Source organism: Akkermansia massiliensis (assembly GCF_023516715.1).
In the GTDB taxonomy this organism is placed as follows: Bacteria; Verrucomicrobiota; Verrucomicrobiia; order Verrucomicrobiales; family Akkermansiaceae; genus Akkermansia; species Akkermansia massiliensis.
In genome coordinates, this window is sequence record NZ_JAMGSI010000002.1 from 1,270,689 (window position 1) to 1,288,503 (window position 17,815).

At 59.6% G+C, this 17,815-nt stretch carries 10 protein-coding genes; 7 read left to right on the forward strand and 3 right to left on the reverse strand.

Going from position 1 to position 17,815, the window contains the following annotated elements:
• Positions 1-141 precede the first annotated feature (141 nt).
• The 3 genes from gltB (at position 142) to M8N44_RS12990 (ending at position 7,937) form a co-directional block, all read left to right on the forward strand.
• The gene (gene gltB, locus M8N44_RS12980; RefSeq protein ID WP_102728475.1) at positions 142-4,581 is read left to right on the forward strand and encodes a glutamate synthase large subunit; all 4,440 of its coding nucleotides are present in this window, start codon (positions 142-144) and stop codon (positions 4,579-4,581) included.
• A 288-nt stretch (positions 4,582-4,869) separates the two neighbouring features.
• Positions 4,870-7,413 carry a ligand-binding sensor domain-containing protein gene (locus M8N44_RS12985; protein ID WP_249853119.1) on the forward strand — a complete coding sequence of 848 codons (2,544 nt, stop codon included), beginning with the start codon at positions 4,870-4,872 and terminating at the stop codon, positions 7,411-7,413.
• A 20-nt stretch (positions 7,414-7,433) separates the two neighbouring features.
• Positions 7,434-7,937: a hypothetical protein gene (locus M8N44_RS12990; RefSeq protein WP_022397727.1), complete on the forward strand. Its 504-nt coding sequence runs from the start codon at positions 7,434-7,436 to the stop codon at positions 7,935-7,937.
• Between the two features lie 335 nt (positions 7,938-8,272).
• On the opposite strand, the gene M8N44_RS12995 is transcribed toward M8N44_RS12990, so the two are convergent.
• Positions 8,273-10,270, reverse strand: a complete 1,998-nt coding sequence (locus M8N44_RS12995; protein WP_102728481.1) for a beta-N-acetylhexosaminidase — start codon at positions 10,268-10,270, stop codon at positions 8,273-8,275.
• A 237-nt stretch (positions 10,271-10,507) separates the two neighbouring features.
• Between M8N44_RS12995 and M8N44_RS13000 the strand changes: the two genes are divergently transcribed.
• Entirely contained in the window at positions 10,508-11,296 is a 789-nt protein-coding gene (locus M8N44_RS13000) for a hypothetical protein (RefSeq protein ID WP_146018241.1), read from the forward strand.
• Positions 11,297-11,339: 43 nt separating this feature from the next.
• Here the strand turns inward: M8N44_RS13000 and M8N44_RS13005 are convergent, their stop codons facing one another.
• Positions 11,340-11,939, reverse strand: coding sequence for a M15 family metallopeptidase (locus M8N44_RS13005; RefSeq protein WP_102728482.1), 600 nt, complete (start codon positions 11,937-11,939; stop codon positions 11,340-11,342).
• A 201-nt stretch (positions 11,940-12,140) separates the two neighbouring features.
• Between M8N44_RS13005 and M8N44_RS13010 the strand changes: the two genes are divergently transcribed.
• The 3 genes from M8N44_RS13010 to M8N44_RS13020 all read left to right on the forward strand — a co-directional run bounded on the left by M8N44_RS13010 (position 12,141) and on the right by M8N44_RS13020 (position 16,545).
• The gene (locus M8N44_RS13010) at positions 12,141-13,931 is read left to right on the forward strand and encodes a chloride channel protein (RefSeq protein WP_180971086.1); all 1,791 of its coding nucleotides are present in this window, start codon (positions 12,141-12,143) and stop codon (positions 13,929-13,931) included.
• A 197-nt stretch (positions 13,932-14,128) separates the two neighbouring features.
• Positions 14,129-15,655, forward strand: a complete 1,527-nt coding sequence (locus M8N44_RS13015; RefSeq protein ID WP_102728562.1) for a sigma-54 interaction domain-containing protein — start codon at positions 14,129-14,131, stop codon at positions 15,653-15,655.
• Positions 15,652-16,545, forward strand: coding sequence for a squalene/phytoene synthase family protein (locus M8N44_RS13020; protein WP_102726588.1), 894 nt, complete (start codon positions 15,652-15,654; stop codon positions 16,543-16,545). Before M8N44_RS13015 ends, M8N44_RS13020 begins: the two co-directional genes overlap by 4 nt.
• 1 nt (position 16,546) lies before the next feature.
• Here the strand turns inward: M8N44_RS13020 and M8N44_RS13025 are convergent.
• A partial coding sequence (locus M8N44_RS13025) for a glycoside hydrolase family 75 protein (protein WP_249853120.1) occupies positions 16,547-17,815 on the reverse strand: 1,269 nt, incomplete at its 5' end.

Below are 17,815 nucleotides of genomic sequence, written 5' to 3' on the forward strand. Positions count from 1 at the left end.
CTGTCATGCCGGAAGGCCTGTCAAATCATGTAAAACCGGGGCGGCGGCGTTCGGAAAACGGGGAGAGTGGAAGGAGTGCATAATGTTGGCACGGTTTTTGCTATAAGAAAATCAGCTTAACTCAAATAAAACAGCAAACTGATGAATAGTGATCAATTCGAGACAGGCATTCCTGCGCCGCAGGGATTGTATGACTTTGAACAGGAGAGGGACGCCTGCGGCGTGGGGCTGGTGGCGGACCTGAAGAATGAACCGAGCCACAAAATCATTGAAATGGGTGTCACCGTTCTCAAGAGGCTGATGCACCGCGGCGCCGTGGGAAGCGATCCCGATACCGGGGACGGAGCGGGCATCCTGCTGGCCCTGCCGGATGAATTCTTCCGCCTGCTCCTTCCCAACAAACTCCCCGCCAGAGGAAAATACGGAGTCGCCATGATGTTCGGCGGCTGCGGCCATGAAGAGGAACTGGAGGCCGCCGTCACGGAAAACGGCGGCAGGGTGATTGCCTGGAGAGAGGTTCCCGTGGACCGCGACAGCATCGGCGAGAACGCCCGGCGCACCTGCCCCCTGATTCGCCAGCTCTTCATCGACGGCAGCGGCTTTGCGGACCAGGCGGCACTGGAACGCAAGCTCTTCGTAATGCGCCGGGAAATGGAGCGGCGCGTGGAAGGATGCTACGTGTGCAGTTGTTCCAGCCGCAGCATCGTGTATAAGGGATTGTTCCTCGGCACGCAAATTGACGGATTTTACGAAGACCTGCGCCATGAGCGTTTCAAATCTCCGCTGGCCCTCGTCCACCAGCGCTACAGCACGAACACCTTCCCCACGTGGAGCCTGGCCCATCCCTTCCGCTACCTGGCCCACAACGGGGAAATCAACACCCTGCGCGGAAACCTGAACCATCTGAGCGTGCGGGAGCCGCACCTGTCCTCCGCCCTGCTGGGGGATGACTTGCAGAAGCTCCTGCCCCTCATTCCTCCCGGCCAGAGCGATTCCGCCTGCCTGGACAACATGGTGGAACTGCTCGCCGCCGCCGGGCGCGACCTGCGCCACGCCATGCTCATGCTCATGCCGCAGGCCTGGGGCGTCAACTACCATCTGGGGCCGGACGTGCGTGGCTTCTTTGAATACCATTCCGCCCTGATGGAGCCGTGGGACGGCCCGACCGCCGTCGTCTTCTCCGACGGCGTCAACGCGGGCGCCATGCTGGACCGCAACGGCTTGCGCCCCGCCCGCTACACGCTGACCACGGACGATATTTTCATCCTGGCCTCGGAAACGGGCGTAGCGGACATTCCCGCGGAAAAAGTGGCCCGCAAGGGCCGCCTGCGCCCCGGAGAGATGATCTACTGCGACTTGGTGAACCACCGCCTGGTGTCCGATGCGGAAACCAAGAATGAAATGGCCCGGCGCATGCCCTACCGCCGCTGGGTGGAACAAAACAAGATTTCCGTCCGCTCCCTGTTCGACTCTGTCTCCGCCTCCGCGGAAATGCCGGACCTGGCGGTTCATCAGCGCCAGTTCGGCTTCACGCAGGAGGATGTGGAACTCATCCTCCGCCCGATGATGATGAAGGGCGCGGAACCCCTCGGCTCCATGGGGAACGACGCGCCGCTGGCCGTCCTCTCCGGAAAGGCGCCGCTCCTGTTCAACTACTTCAAGCAATTGTTCGCGCAGGTGACCAACCCGCCCATCGACCCCATCCGGGAGGAACTCGTCATGAGCCTGACCACGTACATCGGCAACCATCCCAACATTCTGGAGGAAACGCCGGAGCACGCCCGGCTCATCAAGATGGCGCGCCCCGTCATTACGGACGAGGAGCTCAACCGCCTCTGCAACATCCGGGAAGCCGGCTTCCCTTCCGCCAGGCTCCCCCTCCAGTTCCCGGAAGGCGGGGACGGAAACGCTCTGCGGGAGACGCTGGACAGCCTGGCGGAATCCGCCGTGGGGCTGGTCAGGTCCGGCGTGCGCATCCTGGTGCTGACGGACCGCAACATAGGCCGCGGCTACCTTCCCGTTCCCAGCCTGCTGGCCTGCTCCGTGGTGCACCGCGCCCTGGCGGCCGCCGGACTGCGTTCCGACGTGGGCCTGATCCTGGAAACGGGGGAAGCGCGGGAAACGATGCACTTCGCCCTGTTGCTGGGTTTCGGGGCCACGGCGGTCAATCCGTACCTGGCTCTGGCGACGGTCACCTCCCTGGCCGCGCCGCAGGACTGCCCGCTGGACGTGGTGAAGGCCTCCGGCAACTACATCAACGCCATTGACAAGGGGCTGCTTAAAATCATGTCCAAGATGGGCATTTCCACCCTGCGTAGCTACCGCTCCTCCCAATTGTTCGAGGCCGTGGGGCTGAACCGGGAACTGATTGACGAATTCTTCCCCGGCACCGTCAGCCGCGTGGGCGGCATCGGGCTGGAGGAAATAGCTGCGGAATGCAACCAGCGCGCCGCGCAAAACGCCGGGAAGGAAGGCGGGCTGAATGCGGGCGGCCAGTACAAGTACAGGAAGGGCGGAGAAAACCACCTCTGGAACCCGCAGACGCTCCAGGCCTTCCGTGCCGCCGTTCGCGACAATGACGAACGGAAATACCGGGAATTTGCGGACTACAGCAACCACCAGGCGCAGCACCTCTGCACCCTGCGCGGCCTGTTTGAATTCGCTCCCGCGGACACCGTCCCGCTGGAGGAAGTGGAAAGCGCGGATTCCATCCTGCGCCGCTTCGTCTCCGGGGCCATGTCCCTGGGTTCCCTCAGCCCGGAGGCCCATGAAACCATCGCCATCGCGATGAATAAAATAGGAGCCAAAAGCAACTCCGGTGAAGGGGGCGAGGATGAAGCCCGCTACGAACCCAACGCCAGGGGCGAGGTGCGCTACAGCGCGATCAAGCAGGTGGCGAGCGGACGCTTCGGCGTGACCATCAACTATCTGCGCCACGCCTCCGAGCTCCAGATCAAGATGGCCCAGGGCGCCAAGCCCGGAGAGGGCGGCCAGCTCCCGGCGCACAAGGTGGACCCGTACATCGCCCGGCTGCGCCATTCCATGCCGAACGTCAGCCTCATCTCTCCCCCGCCGCACCATGACATCTACTCCATTGAAGACCTGGCCCAATTGATCTACGACCTGCGGAACTCCAACCCGGACGCCCGCGTCTCCGTCAAGCTCGTCTCCGAGGTGGGCATCGGCGCGGTGGCCGCCGGAGTGGTGAAGGCCCACGCGGACGTGGTTGTGGTCAGCGGCCACGACGGGGGTACGGGCGCCTCCCCGCTCACCAGCGTCAAGCACGCCGGACTGCCGTGGGAACTGGGTCTGGCGGAAACGCAGCAGACGCTTGTGCTCAACAAGCTCCGCTCCCGCGTCCGGCTCCAGGTGGACGGCCAGCTGCGCACCGGGAGGGACGTCGTCATGGCGGCCCTGCTGGGAGCGGAGGAATTCGGCTTCGGCACTGCCGTTCTGGTCGCCATCGGCTGCGCCATGCTCCGCAGGTGCCATGAAAACACGTGCCCGGTGGGCGTCGCCACGCAGAACCCGGCCCTGAGAGCCAAGTTCAGCGGCAAGCCGGAATACGTCATCAACTACCTTCGCTTCGTGGCGCAGGAAACGCGGGAAATCCTGGCTTCCCTGGGCCTCCGCTCCCTGGACGAAGCCGTCGGCAGGGCGGACCTGCTCTCCGTGAACCGCGCCATTGACTTCTACAAGGCTCAGCATCTGGACTTCTCCTCCATCCTGCATGCGGCGGAGGGGGACGGACGCAGATTTGACCCCTCCTTTGAAAAGGAACCTCTGGACAACTACGACCGGCGCCGCCTGCTCCCGGACTTGAAGGGCCTGCTGGAAAAAGGGGAAAAGACCGAACTCTTCCGCGACGTCCGCAATGTGGACCGGACGGTGGGCACGGAGCTATCCGGAGAGCTGGTGATGAAATTCGGCCCGCGCGGCCTGGCGGAGGATACGCTCACGGTGCACTTCACCGGATGCGCGGGGCAGAGCTTCGGGGCCTTTCTGGCGCCGGGCATCACCTTTGAACTCGCCGGGGAGGCGAACGACTTCGTAGGGAAGGGGCTTTCCGGGGGCAAAATCATCGTGAGGCCTCCGGAAAACATCTCCTACGCTCCGTCGGACAACGTCATTGCCGGCAACGTCATCGGCTACGGGGCCACGTCCGGCAGCATCTTCCTGCACGGGCAGGCCGGGGAGCGTTTCGCCATCCGCAACAGCGGAGCCAAGATGGTGGTGGAAGGCATCGGCGACCACGGCTGCGAATACATGACCGGGGGCCGTGTGGCGGTGCTCGGCAAGGTGGGCGTCAACTTCGCCGCGGGAATGACCGGCGGACTGGCCTACGTGTACGATGCGGACAACGACTTCGATCAGAAATGCAACCTGGGCAGCGTGGACCTGGAAACGGTCATGCCGCACTCCGCCGACGAGGCGGAACTGCTCCAGCTCATTTACGAGCACTACATGGCTACGAAAAGCCGCCGGGCCTGCGACCTGTTAAACAACTGGCCGGAGGAACGCGGCAAATTCATCAAGGTCTTCCCGGTGGAATACCGGCATGCCCTGGCCATGCATTCCTGAAAGAAGCATGCAGCAGTTTTCTGTTGTTTGGGTAAGCTGGGGGCCTCCGCGGGTGCGGAGGCCCTTTTTTTGTTCTTTGAAGTCTTATTGGTCTCATTGCCGGAGCGTCCGCTGACCTTTTCAAGGTAGCAGATTGGCCCTGAAAGCAGGAATGAAGTAATTTTCTGAAATCCGATATTAAAAAATAACTTTCCATTTGGTTGACTTTGAATGATGCATCAATTATACAGAAAATATCATAAAAGGATAATGAGTGTCATATTCGGAAATTTATGCAGTGCTGCCGCTATGCTGCTGATTGTTATGGGGATGTGGACTGAGGGGGGAATTGCCTTTGTCCAAGTGCCGGAACAACTGCCGGAATGCCCGGTGCGCTTTATCCGCGGTACCCTGGTGGCGCAGGATGGAGCTATATGGGCCGTGGGGGAGAGGGAAAGCGTTTACCGCCTTCAAGTCGGCGACAGGGCATACGAGAAGTCGTGGCTCAACATGGATTATTATTCCGGCTTTCCCAAAGGAAAGAATTTCACCTGCATTGCGGAGGACAGGCAGGGCCGCATCTGGGTGGGCACGGACGACAGCGGCGTGGCCGTTTTCAACGGGAGGGAGTGGAAGACGTATGACCGCGGCAATGCCCTGAACGGAGAGCATGTTTATGCGCTGGCCGTCTCTCCCGTTTCCGGAGAGGTGGCCGTTGCCACGTCCGGAGGCGTGTCCGTTTATGATCCCGGGAATGATTCATGGAAGGCGCTGGACCGGTCTACGGGACTGGTGGAAGACCAGGCGGCTTCCGCCGGCTTTGACGCCAGGGGGAATCTGTGGCTGGCCTATGCCTGCGGCGGTATCTCGTATTCACCGCGCAAGTCGGGGTACATGCAGTGGAAGAACGTGCAGGCGCCGTGGTACTGGGACAGCAAGCAGTTTGCCCGGCAGCCGTACCAGCCGTATGGGGACGGGCTGCCTTCCAATATCTGCAATGTTCTGGCCTGTACGGAAAAAGACCAGGTACTGGTAGGCACCTGGTCCGGCCTGGTGTACAGCAACGGCATCAGCTCCTGGCGTTTCTTGCGCGGCCGGGATTATGCCCAGAAGAATAGTAATCTGTATGGTTCCGCTGCGCGGAAGACGGCCGTTCCGGGTGAGGGAAATGCCAAAATGCTGTCGGAAGACTTCGTGTCTTCCATCCTCCGGCAGGGAAAGGATATTTTCATCGGCTACCGGACGCAGGGGGTGGACGTGCTGGATGCTGAAAGGATGACGGTGCGCCGGAGAATCAGGAAGGGACTGGAAAATACGGATGTCCCCTCCCTGCTGGCGCTGAAGGACGGAAGTGTCTGGGCGGCGACGTATGGGAAAGGGCTTGTCAGTCTGAAAAAGGGTTCCCTGTCTTATCAACTGGACAGGAAGCAGCAGGACGATGAGATTCCGTTCCCGTCCCCGTCCCGGATGGAAGACCCTGCCGCAGTCCTGAGGAGGCTGGAAAAGCTGGGAGCGGATGCGCATGCGGGGAAGAGCATTGTGTTCCGCGGGGAGGACTGGTCCACGAAGGGGGACTGGTGCGGGAGGTACGGCCTGACGCGCGCCACGCTGTGCGCCACGAATGCCCCCATGAGCAATTCCGAGTTTAAGGCCAAGACCGTGTCGTTCCGAACCCTTTCCTCCGTTCCGGGTTATCCCGGATACCAGGGGGCCGTGTCTTCTTACTGGATCCAGGGATTGATGGGGCTCAACCGCAACAAGGGGGATGCCCTGCGCTGGTGGGTGCATAGCATCAAGGAGAATGATAACCGCAACATTCTTTTCGATCCCACGGATTCCGTGCGGACGGAGGCGGAATGGGACGACCACGGGGAAGTGTATCCGGGCTTTGTGGATGGTCCCGACATTTGGACCGTTGTGGAAGTGCCGGAGGGCGTCCATGAAATAGCCCTGTATTTCTATAATCCCAACGGTTATCTTTCCAATGAATCCAGGCGGGATTACGTGGTGGAAGCCAGAAGGCATCCTTCCACCTCCTCCCTCGTCTTCCAGTTCAACAATGTGGGAGACCTCGCGATAGGGGAACAGAACAAGTGGGGGAAAGTTCTTACCGCCGCCATGGAGCAGTGGTATTCCTTCCCGGTGGAAGCGCGCACGCGCGTTTCCAGATTTGCGGGTTCCGGGGTTTATAAGAGGTTCATGTGCAGGAAGGGGGGAATCTACCTGTTCCGTGTTTGCCGCAACGGTTCCTTCAATACCATTTTAAACGGCGTATTCGTGAATGAAAAGATTCCGTGGGAAATCCGCATGCCGGAGGAACTGCCCTATTATGTGGCCGGCCAGCTCGCGGGCATTGTTCCCACTCCAGAGAGAGTGAACGGAGCCACCCTGGGGCAGAGGGAGAAGGCCGTGTGCAAGCCCCTGTATGAGCTGCAATACACGCGCAAGTACCTGACGCCTGCGGCGTGCAGCCTTCAGAACAGGTATATTCTCTCCCTGTGGCGGCAGGCCCGGGAGAACCGGGCGGAGGGCGGCTGCCTGGCGGATTGCCTCCAGTGGGAAGCCAGAGTCAGTGACGACCGGGTAAGGGCTTCCTTTGATGAAACCATGAAGCGCTCATGGGACCAGAGCCAGATTTATTACATCGGCAACCGGTCCCGGGATTTCATGCCTAATGCTCCGGGCACCGTTCCTTTCTCCCCCAGGGAACTGCGCCTCATGGCCAAGCTGCGCATCGACTGGCGGCAGTACCGGGACGATGCGAAAAATCCTCCTGAAAAAACTGTTCAGGAAATGAAGGAATTCCTCAAAAAGGAATTATTAAAACAACAACAAACCAGAAAACAACAATGAACAAAATTGCCTGTGCAATTATGGTTTCTCTCTCAGGGACCTGCTTCCTGAAAGGGGAAATAGCTCCGCCGGAAACGGAGTGGAAAGGGGCGCGCCTCATTTATGAAGGGGTCTCCATCCAGAACGAGGTGACTCTCCCTCAAAAGGGGGTCATGTACCATGATGAGGATAAATTATCCTTCAACATTACAAATGCCACCATCGAGATGACTACCAGCCTCTCCAAGAAGCCGCAATGCGGAAAGGAGTGGTGCTACAAGGGCATCAGCCACATCATTATCAAATATTGTGGTCCGATCGCCGAGCCTGATGACGGAGGGACCATCTACTTCGAGCCGACCTACAATCATCACGTTTGGTTTGATAATGACAAGTATGGACAATGGGGAATCATGTTCTCCAAAGTTTATATCATCACCCGCATCAAAAATGCGAATATCGAGGATACCAAAGACTATGGCATCAGCGGGGAGGACGGAAGCATCTTTTTCCAATACGTGGAAAAGATGATGGCTGAAATGTGAGCTGCGCCCGGTTTCCGCGGATGAAGATTATCGTCCGCTGATTCCGGTCATTCAGGCGCCGGAGGTCTGCAAGTGAGGGCCTCCGGCGCCTTTTTAATGCAACCGGAACCCGGGTTGCGCAGCTCCGGGTGAAGGCGGCAGCAATTCCGCTCTGCTTGATGGAAGGTACGGGCTTCCTGTTCGTGAAAGGCACCCTGTGCCTGGGAAACCTGATGGGATTGAAAAAGAACAATGCCTGGGAAGGATAGTCCAAGCGGCAGTATCCCGGTTGCTGAAACAAAAGCCGGAGGGCATGAAGCCCCTCCGGTTTTTGTTGCGGGTTGATTCAGCAGTTTTTAGGGCGCTTCACAGTACACCGTTCCGTAGGAGTCGCTGCCTCCGGCCCCCTTGAATCTGGCCTTGACCGTGTAGGATGCCCCTTGCCTGGCTTCCGGAACGTTCAGGATGTACTGGATATTTTTCTGATCGGTACCGCTCCTGCCCGAATGAGCGTCCCGGGCAATTTCCTTCTCACCTTCATACAGGGCCACGGATTCGATTTCAATGGCGTGTGCCCCCTTGTCGTAGAGCAGGGTCACGGTGTATTTGCCGGGAACCTTGACCAGTTTGGTGACGTCGAACGAATGCTCCTGTCCGGACAGGTCGTCAGGCGTCCATGTGCCGATCTGCGGCGTGTTGAAAAAGTCGGACTTGTCTATCCGGTTGATCACATCCCCGGCGTACTTGATGCCCATCAGGTCCATGCGCCCGCTATATTCCTTCAAGCGCTTTTTAAAATCCGGGAAATCCTTTTTCCCGGCAGGTGTCCAGCCCACTTCCGCAAAGGCGCAGGCCCGGGGGAATGCCTGGTGGTGGAGGCGCTCCGTATTGGCAATCCATTCCGTCCATACCTGCGTCCCCAGCCCCTTGACCCTGGAATGGTACTGTTCCTCCAGGCCCGGGAAAATGGGCTCGAAGCCGTATGCCTTTTGCAGGGAAATTCTGCCGTAGCTGTAATCAAGGTAAGTGGAGCTGTGGAGGGAATTGATGACCTCATGCCCGTCCTTGATGGCGTTTTTAGCCAGGTCCGTATTCCCTTTCCAGAAGTGGATGACGGCGTTCGTGTCCAGTTTGGTTCCGGCTTTGCCTCCGCCGTCCCCGTTGACGTCATGGCCGTAAATCTCATTCCAGCCCATCATGCGGCGCCCTTTTTTGGCGACGATGCCGGACATGCGGTTGGTGAAGTACATCTGGACGTCCGCATAACTCTTCATGTTGTTCTTTTTCATGAACGCCTCAATTTCCGGAACGTCCTTCCATTGCTGGGCATAGCGCACTTCATCGCCGCCGATATGGATGATCCTGCTGGGGAACAGCGCCACGACTTCGTCCAGTACGTCGGACAGGAAGGCATAGGTCTTTTCCGAGGTAGGGTCAAAGGCCGTGTTGACGATGAACGTGGTGGGCACTTCCCTGGGTGATTTCAAGCTCAGGAACGGGTACGCTGTGGCAGCCGCGCTGGCGTGGCCCGGCATTTCAATTTCAGGGACGATGGTGATATTGCGCCGGGCCGCGTATTGAACGATGTCCCTGATCTGCTCCTGGGTATAAAAGCCTTCATGCGGCGTGCCGTCGGACTTGCCGCTGTTCCACGTACCGGTTTCGGATTCCCTGCGCCTGGAACCGATGGTGGTCAGACGGGGATACTTCTTGATTTCAATGCGCCATCCGACGTCGTCCGTCAGGTGCCAGTGCAGGATGTTCATTTTCAACAGGGCCATCTGGTCGATGATCTGCTTGATGGCTTTTTCACCGAAAAAGTGGCGAACCTCGTCAATCATCAGCGCACGCCAGGAGAACCGCGGGTAGTCCACCATGTTGAACGGAGCTCCGGAAATATTCCACTGGACGGCGGATTTGTCCGCCTTCCGGTCGTGGAAAATGACGGGCATCATCTGGATCAGGCTTTGCCCGGCGTAAAAAATGCCTTTGGCATGGGCGGCTGAAAGAATGATTCCCCTGGGGGAGGATTGGATGGAGTAGGCTTCCTCCCCCTTCGCGGCCAGGGCCGGGTCCTTTTTAATGATGATGCAGGCGGCATTCTCCGGTGCTTCTCCGGGCGTTTTAAGGGGGAGGGGCAGTCCGGTTCCTTCGCCGAGCATCTGTTGCAATTGCCTGGCGCGGTTCAGGAAAGCCTTGTCCTGCGTCGCGGTAATGATGGCGGACGCCGGCGTGAGCTGGGCAGGCTTCCCGTGGAACACCGTGATTTCTGCCGGTTTCGGGATAATTTGTTCTTGCGAAAATGCCGCGGGAAGGCAGGCGGACAGAACGAGCGCGGGAATAAGGAACTTCATGAATACTGTCTTGGATACAAATCCTGCTGACACAATCTTTCAATGGAGGTTTGTTTTTTTGCTCTGGAGGCTGCATATTGTTTTTTCCATGGTGTCCCATTTTCAGAAGGCATTTTATCCGGCTGCGGGCGGAGTATCGGCTTGCAGTAAAAAACGGAGCGGGAGTACAACATGGAAGGATGCCGTCCTCGTCCGGATGCGCCGCCCCAGAAAACGCCTGTCCAACCATAAATGAATATGAAAACGAACACTGCGACTCAACTATTGCTGGCGGCCTGTGCGGGTGTGCTGTCATGCCCCGGCGCCTGGGGTTCCACGACGGTTTGCCAGGATCAGTCCTACTACCTGAAGACGGCCTGCCCCCATCCCCTTTCCCTGGCCGGCCCCACGGATGACCGGGTTTATCTGCGCTTCCAGACGGGATGGGCCAGCAAGTACGAGTGCGAGGGTCTTGACCTGTGGGACGGCTCCCTGTGCATGTTCGTTCCAGAAATACAGTACAAGGAATGGGTGGGGAAGATATGGTACGGCGTTTCCACGGACCACCGGAACCATGCGGAATTAAAGTACCGGCTGGATTACATCAAGGAGCTGGGGAACTGGACGGTGATGCCCTGGTATGAGCACAGCTTTGTTTTTCCGGGGGACAAGGGCATCCCGCGCCCCGGCCTGAAGACGACCTATCATTTTTCCGACCGCTGGTTCGGCGGCACGGACCTCTACTGGCAGTATAACAACCATACGTTCCGCGGCTATTACGCCGTGTTTGCGGGGCTGCACGAGGAGATCGCGGATTGCGTGAGGGTGGATGCCGTGGTGCGTTACGGCTACAACGGGGGGTACGTGGGCCCGGTGGTGCACCACGGATCCAACGCCCTGGATTACAACCTGAGTTTTACCTTCCGCGCTACCTCGCGCCTGACCGTGGAATTGTTCACCAACTACAGCCAGGCGCTGACCGTGGTGAAGCAGAGGGACCTGGGGGATGATTTTTATTACGGCATCAACCTGAAATATACGTTCTGACGCCCGGGCCGCTCCGGTGCCGCCTGGGGGCTTCCGCGCACTTTCACGGCCTGGCGAACTGGAAGTGCATCCAGTCGTAATTTCTCTCGCGTCCCAGGGAAAAGGCCCCCTCCTTTTCCACGATGGACCAGAAGGCATCGTATTCCGGTCCGGAAAAGACGGCTTCCGGCGTGCTCATGTACAGGGTATTGCGTTCGGGGTCCATGTCTATCGCAATGCCCCACGCGTGCAGGGACGGGCGGGAGCCTCCGCGGATGGGGCGGTTGTTGAAGCAGCCTCCGTAAACGTCCAGCCGCAGTTCGCGGATGCGCTCCATGCCGTAATGTTCCAGCGTTCGCTGGAAAATCCTGGTGAGCGGCACGGCGATGAAACGGTGGCAGGTAATGGACGCAAGCTCCGTGTCCGGGGACCAGGACGGCCTCAGCGGATAGGGCAGCGGAACCGTGACCAGGGAGGCCGGGTCCCCCGGCTGTCCGAAGATGGAATGGCCGGAAAGCACTTCCCGTTCCGCGGGCCAGACGGAGGCGGGATGTTTGAGGCCGTACAGCTGGCTGCCTGAAATGACGCAGGCAATCAGCAGAAGCGCCTGCTTCCGGAGGCGCGGGGATAGCCGTGGCGGAGGTTGCGGCGTGCGGTCAGGCATGGGAAAAGGGGTTGGGGTTCTTCCGGTGTAGCAGGTTTCCGGCGCGGTGCAAGACCTTTGCCGGGCAGGCGCCTTCTCCGGAGGGAGCGGCCTTCCGCGTCTTGCGGCCCTTCACGGATGAAGCACTGCAGGTATTTTCTGCGGCATCGAACATCCGGAGGCGTTTTTTTGTCACAATGGAATAATATTGCCGCTTTGCCCATGAATTCTCCATCCCCCCAGCCCCAGCCGCCGCCGGATTCCGTCTGGTACGGGTGGATTTTAAGGCTGTTCCATCATTGGAAGGTGGGGGAAAGGCAGGTCACTTACGTGTGGGCCGTGATCGTGGGGGTGGTGGGCGCCAGCATGTCCCTGTTTTTTGAGTGGACGGTGGAAGTGATTCAATGGCTGCTCACGGGCATCTGGTCGGATTCCCGCGTAGGCACCTTTTCCCAGGTGGAGCCTGAGTGGCGCATGTTTATTCCGGTGGTGGGCGGCCTGGCGGCCGGCTGCATCCTGCTGTTCCTGAAAAAAAGGATGCCGGGACAGGCCACGGAATACATGGAGGCCATGTCCATCGGAAACGGGCTGATCAAATTCCGGGCGTCCGCCCTGAAGGTGTTTTCCGCGGCATGGAGCATTGCTTCCGGAGCGGCCATCGGCAAGGAAGGGCCTATCATCCAGTCCTCCGCCTTGATCGCGTCCGCGGTGGGGCAGCGGCTGCACGTATCCATTCCGCGGCTCCGGCTGCTGGTCGGCTGCGGGGCGGCGGCCGGGTTCACCACGGCGTTCCATGCCCCCTTTGCCGGGTGCCTGTTCGTGAGTGAAATCATCATCGGCACCGTGAGCATGGATATTCTGGCGCCTCTGCTGATTGCCTCCTGCACCGGGTTCGCCATGCTGCACCTGCTGGGGGATCCCGCCCCGCTGTACAGTTCGCCGTTTGAAAGCTTTACCGTCTTTTCCCAGTCCCTGTGGTGCATTGCGCTGGGAGTGGCGGCCGCCGTGGCGGCCAGGGGATGGGTCAGCCTGCTGGATGTAGCTACCAGGTATTTGAACGGCCGCCAGTCCCTCCTGCCGCTGCGCCTGATGGCCGCCGGACTGGTTGTGGGGGTGCTGGCGGTTTTTTATCCGGAGGTGGTGGGCAACGGGCAGGCCCTGATTACCGGGCTGGTGGATGAAGATTACAGCACGCAGCAGGCGTTTATCCTGCTTCTGGTGAAGGTGTCCGCCGTGGCGATCGTGTTCGGCTGCGGTACGGTGGGCGGAGCCATGACGCCCACGCTGTATGTGGGAAGCATGGTCGGGTTTATTTTCAGTACGGTCCTGACGTCTCTGGGCATGGAGGGCAACCATACGGTGGCGTATGCGATGGTGGGGATGGCGGCCTTTTTTGCCGTGGCGGCCCAGGCTCCCCTGACCGCGCTGGTGATGGTGGTGGAGTTCTCCATGAGCGGGGAAATGATTTACCCGCTCCTGATCGGCGTGGTGAGCGCTTATGGAACGGGGCGGCTGATTCGCGCGCGGTCCATGTATGCCGCCAGCCTGTCCGGCAGTCCGGAGTCCGTGGTCAACCTGCCCATGGCGCAGGTCCATGTGCATGACCTGGCTCGCCATGTGGTGCCCCAGGTGGCGCCGGACGCTTCCCTGGACGACGTTTCCTCCCTGATGCTGCGGAATCCCGGAGACCTGATTTTTGTGGTGAAAAAGGACGGGACTTATGAGGGTGCCATTTATCCGGATGACTTTCTGGCTGTCCGCCGGCAGATGGAGGAAAAGGGGAAGAGCCCTCCTCCCACCGCCGGGGAGCTGATCCGCGCGGGCGCCCCCGTGCTGGATGCCGGCACCCATCTGACGGATGCCCTGAAATTGTTTGAACAGACCCATCTGCCCGCCTTTCCCGTGGTCTGGAAAAATACCGGGCGGCTGGATGGCGTCCTGTACCGCAACGCGCTGTTCCAGGTCATCACGGAAATGATGAAAAGGGAGTCCGGCGGAGACGTGGGCATGTGAAACGGGAGGAAAGAGGCGCCATGCATTACAATTTTGTAAACTTCTTTTCTCCTTCGTTCATAACAACATCAAAGTTAAGTACTAGAACGTTATCTGCATTTCCCGCGGCAGCTTTTTCCCCGGCTGCATGACGGTGGAAGAAAAAGTAGTTGGTCTGCCAGGACCGTACGGTTAATATTCGCCCAGCCCCGGACTTCATGAATGAAATAAACAAGTCACCGGATTTGGAAATGGTCGTGCTGCAGGAAATCAGCTCCGCCATTGTCAATGAACGCAACGGCACGGCGCTGCTCCGGCATATTCTGGACGTGCTCTACCGCCGCATGAAGATGCTGCGCGGCACCTTCACCATCCGCCGCGGGAACGATCTGATGATAGAAGCGTCCCACGGCCTGGACGAGCAGGAGATGAAGCGCGGCCATTACCATGTGGGGGAGGGCATTACGGGCCATGTGGCGGAAACGGGGAGGCCCCATGTGATTGAGGACATTTCCCGGGATTCCAGGTTCCTGAACCGTACCCGTACCCGCAAGAGCGGGGAAAAGGTGGCGTTCATCTGCGTGCCCATCATTCATTTGCAGCAGGTGATCGGCACCCTGAGCATTGACCGTCCCGTGGACAGGGAAACGGACCTGGAACGGGACCAGAAGCTGCTGGAGATTGTGGGCAACATCGTGGGGGACGCGCTGGCGGCCAGCCTGCAGGCGCATGAGGAACGGGCGGCCCTGATGGCGGAGAACGAGAAACTGCGCCAGCTTTTAACAACCAATCCGGGCGAACTGATCGGCAACTGCCGCCCCATGCTCCAGGTGTATGAACAGATACGCCAGGTGGCCCCCAGCGACGCCACGGTGCTGATCCGGGGCAGTTCCGGAACGGGGAAGGAGCTGGTAGCGCGCGCCGTAGTGAACCTGAGCGGCAGGAAGGACAAGCCGCTGGTGACGCTGAACTGTGCGGCCATGCCGGAAAACCTGCTGGAAAGCGAGTTGTTCGGCCATGAAAAAGGCTCCTTCACCGGAGCCACCGCCCGCCGCATCGGCCGGGCGGAGGCGGCGGACGGAGGTACCCTGTTTCTGGATGAAATCGGGGATTTGAGCCTCCAGATGCAGGTGAAGCTGCTGCGCTTTCTTCAGGAAAAGACTTTTTCCCGCGTGGGGAGCAACAGGGAGCTTCATTCCGACGTGCGCTTCATTGCCGCCACCAGCCGCAATCTGGAGGAATTGATGGCGGAAAACAAATTCCGGGAGGACTTGTACTACCGGCTGAACATTTTCCCCATCGTCATGCCGGACCTCTCCAAGCGCAAGGGGGACATCATGCTGCTGGCGGAACACTTTCTTTCCAAGTTCAACCTGAAATACGGGAAAGATATCAAGCGGCTGTCCACGCCAGCCATCAACATGCTCATGGCCTACCACTGGCCCGGCAACGTGCGGGAGCTGGAAAACTGCATGGAGCGTGCAGTCATCACGGCGCAGGACGACTGCATTTACGGTTACAACCTGCCCGCCTCCCTCCAAATGCCCAGCCATGACGCCCCGTCTTCCCGTGACGGAGAGGATCATGCGGACTTGCCGACGATGGTGGATTCCTTTGAACGGGAATTGATTGTGGCCGCGCTGAAACGCTCTCCGGGCAACATGTCCGCAGCGGCGCGGGAACTGGGCATTTCCCCACGGGTGCTCCATTATAAAATGCACAGGCTGGGCCTGCAAAAATCATGAAAGGACTTCGTCAGCTTCTGTCCGCCGTTTCCCGGTCCTTTTATTTGAGCATGCGCTTCCTGCCCCGGGAGATGCGCCCCGGCGTGGCCGTGGGCTATCTGCTGGCGCGCGCTACGGATACGGTGGCGGATACCGTGGACATGGATTGCCGGGAACGCCTGGCGCTGCTGAGGATGATGGGCGCGACGGTAGCCGGGGACGCCTCCCGGGAGGCCGCCGCCTCCTGTTTTGGCCGTCTGGGCATTCTTTCCACCGTCCAGACGCACCGGGGGGAGGCGGAGCTGCTGGCCCGTTTTCCAGAATGCCTGGCGCTGCTGGAAGCCCTTTCCCCCCGTGAGCAGATGCTCGTGAGGCAGGTGCTGTCCACCATTGTGGAGGGGCAGGCGTGGGATTTGGAATATTTTGAAGCCCGTTCCTCGGTTTCATGTCCCGAACAACTGGAGCATTATACCTACATGGTGGCCGGCTGCGTGGGAGAATTCTGGACCAGGCTGGGCCTGCTGGCGCTGGGATCAGGCTTCAGCACGCAGCCGGAGGACCAGCTTTTACGCTGGGGCAGGCACTACGGCATGGGGCTGCAATTGGTGAACATTCTGCGCGACCGGGAGGAAGACCTCTCCCGTGGAAGAAGCTATTTGCCTACTTCCGATGTTCAGCCGTGGCTGGACCGGGCAGAACGCTGGCTGAAGGAAGGCGTGTTTTATGCGGAATCCCTCCGGAACGGGCGGCTGCGTTTTTCCACCGTACTGCCCGCATGGCTGGGGCTGGATACGCTGGAACTGCTCCAACGGCAGGAACAGCCGGGAACAGGAAAGGTAAAAATCACGCGCGGGACCGTTCATTCCCGCATGTGGAAGGCCTTTCTCTTTTCCTGGAAGGAAGCCCTGTAGCCTACGCGGCGGTTTTGCCGGGTTCCGGAGCGGGCGGAGTGACAGGGGAGGCTGCCGGGGCCGGATTTTCCGTCGGGGCATCCGCCTTCTTCTGGTCGTTCGCGGATGTTTCCGCAGGATTGCCGCTCCCTTGTTTGGGCGCGGGGGGAGCGGGCGGCGGCTTGGGCGCCAGCAGGTCCTCCCACTGGTGGAGCTTGAAATCCTTTCCCATGCCGCCGATGTCATGGAGCAGCTCCTGGCATTTGGCTGTAAGCTTCTCGTAGTCGGGCGGTCCGGCTTCCGGATCCGCGGAACCGGGGAAGATCAGGTAGCTGACTACCAGGTCGGAAACGGGGCGGCTGTAAGGCCCCGCCTTGGGGTTGATTTCACGGCTCAGGCGCAGGGAGCCTTCCCCCGTCTTGTAGCGCGGTCCGGCGTCTCCCACCAGGGCCGGGTACAACTTGTCCCCCACGATGACGACGGCGTAATCCCCGAACTGCGGGGAAAAGGGAGAGGATTGGTTGACCACTCCCAGCGGGACCACGATGAACGGATCGTATTCCGAGATCAGGAAACTGTAGCGCTTCAATTCTTCAATGACCCGTTCCGCGTGGTCTATCTTGCGGCGCAGGGCCGGTTTTTCCGCGGCGGAGGCTTTTTCCAGCGTCTTCTTGTAGGAAGCCAGCCTCTGCTGCCAGGGCTTGAGGAGGGGATTGGGCTTGTCCGTGCGCTTCTTCCAGCGGTAGGAAGTGCTGGGCTGGTAGAAGGAGCTTTTCAGGATTTTATCCGGCATGGTGGACAGGCGGTCCCCGTCCGAACCGTCGGAAACAACGTCCATTTCACTCTGTAGCCAGAGGAGTTTTCTGCCCGTATCCGGATAGGTGGTTTCCAGAATCGTCTCCGTATCGTAGTAATTATGGCGGTCCAGGAGCTTGAGCAGGGAGGCCAGGTTCTTGCGGATTTCCGTCTGCTTGCGGACGTAAATCTGCCCGTAATAGGGGGAGACCCGCGCATGCTTGAACAGGGTGGACAGGCCGGGAAGCATGGTTCCCAGCTTGGGGTTGATGTTCAGGATGTCCTCCTTCTTTGTCAGGGCCTTGGGCTGCTTGACGTTCAGGGTGAGGGTCATCTGGTAATTGCTTTTAGTCTCCCTGTCCCTGGAAGCCAGGGTGCCGGGCTGGAAATTGACCTGCGTTTTCAGGTTCAGGCCGCGTGCCAGTTCGTAGATATTCGTCATGGCTCCCTCCGCGGGCTTCGTGGGGAGGACGGGCGGGAAGGGGGGATACTGCAC

What these genes read in the sequence shown, in the direction of transcription:
- gltB (WP_102728475.1), top strand. Translation starts at nt 142, where the DNA reads ATGAATAGTGATCAATTCGAGACAGGCATTCCTGCGCCGCAGGGATTG.
- M8N44_RS12985 (WP_249853119.1), top strand. Translation starts at nt 4,870, where the DNA reads ATGCTGCTGATTGTTATGGGGATGTGGACTGAGGGGGGAATTGCCTTT.
- M8N44_RS12990 (WP_022397727.1), top strand. Translation starts at nt 7,434, where the DNA reads ATGGTTTCTCTCTCAGGGACCTGCTTCCTGAAAGGGGAAATAGCTCCG.
- M8N44_RS12995 (WP_102728481.1), bottom strand. Translation starts at nt 10,270, where the DNA reads ATGAAGTTCCTTATTCCCGCGCTCGTTCTGTCCGCCTGCCTTCCCGCG.
- M8N44_RS13000 (WP_146018241.1), top strand. Translation starts at nt 10,508, where the DNA reads ATGAAAACGAACACTGCGACTCAACTATTGCTGGCGGCCTGTGCGGGT.
- M8N44_RS13005 (WP_102728482.1), bottom strand. Translation starts at nt 11,939, where the DNA reads ATGCCTGACCGCACGCCGCAACCTCCGCCACGGCTATCCCCGCGCCTC.
- M8N44_RS13010 (WP_180971086.1), top strand. Translation starts at nt 12,141, where the DNA reads ATGAATTCTCCATCCCCCCAGCCCCAGCCGCCGCCGGATTCCGTCTGG.
- M8N44_RS13015 (WP_102728562.1), top strand. Translation starts at nt 14,129, where the DNA reads ATGAATGAAATAAACAAGTCACCGGATTTGGAAATGGTCGTGCTGCAG.
- M8N44_RS13020 (WP_102726588.1), top strand. Translation starts at nt 15,652, where the DNA reads ATGAAAGGACTTCGTCAGCTTCTGTCCGCCGTTTCCCGGTCCTTTTAT.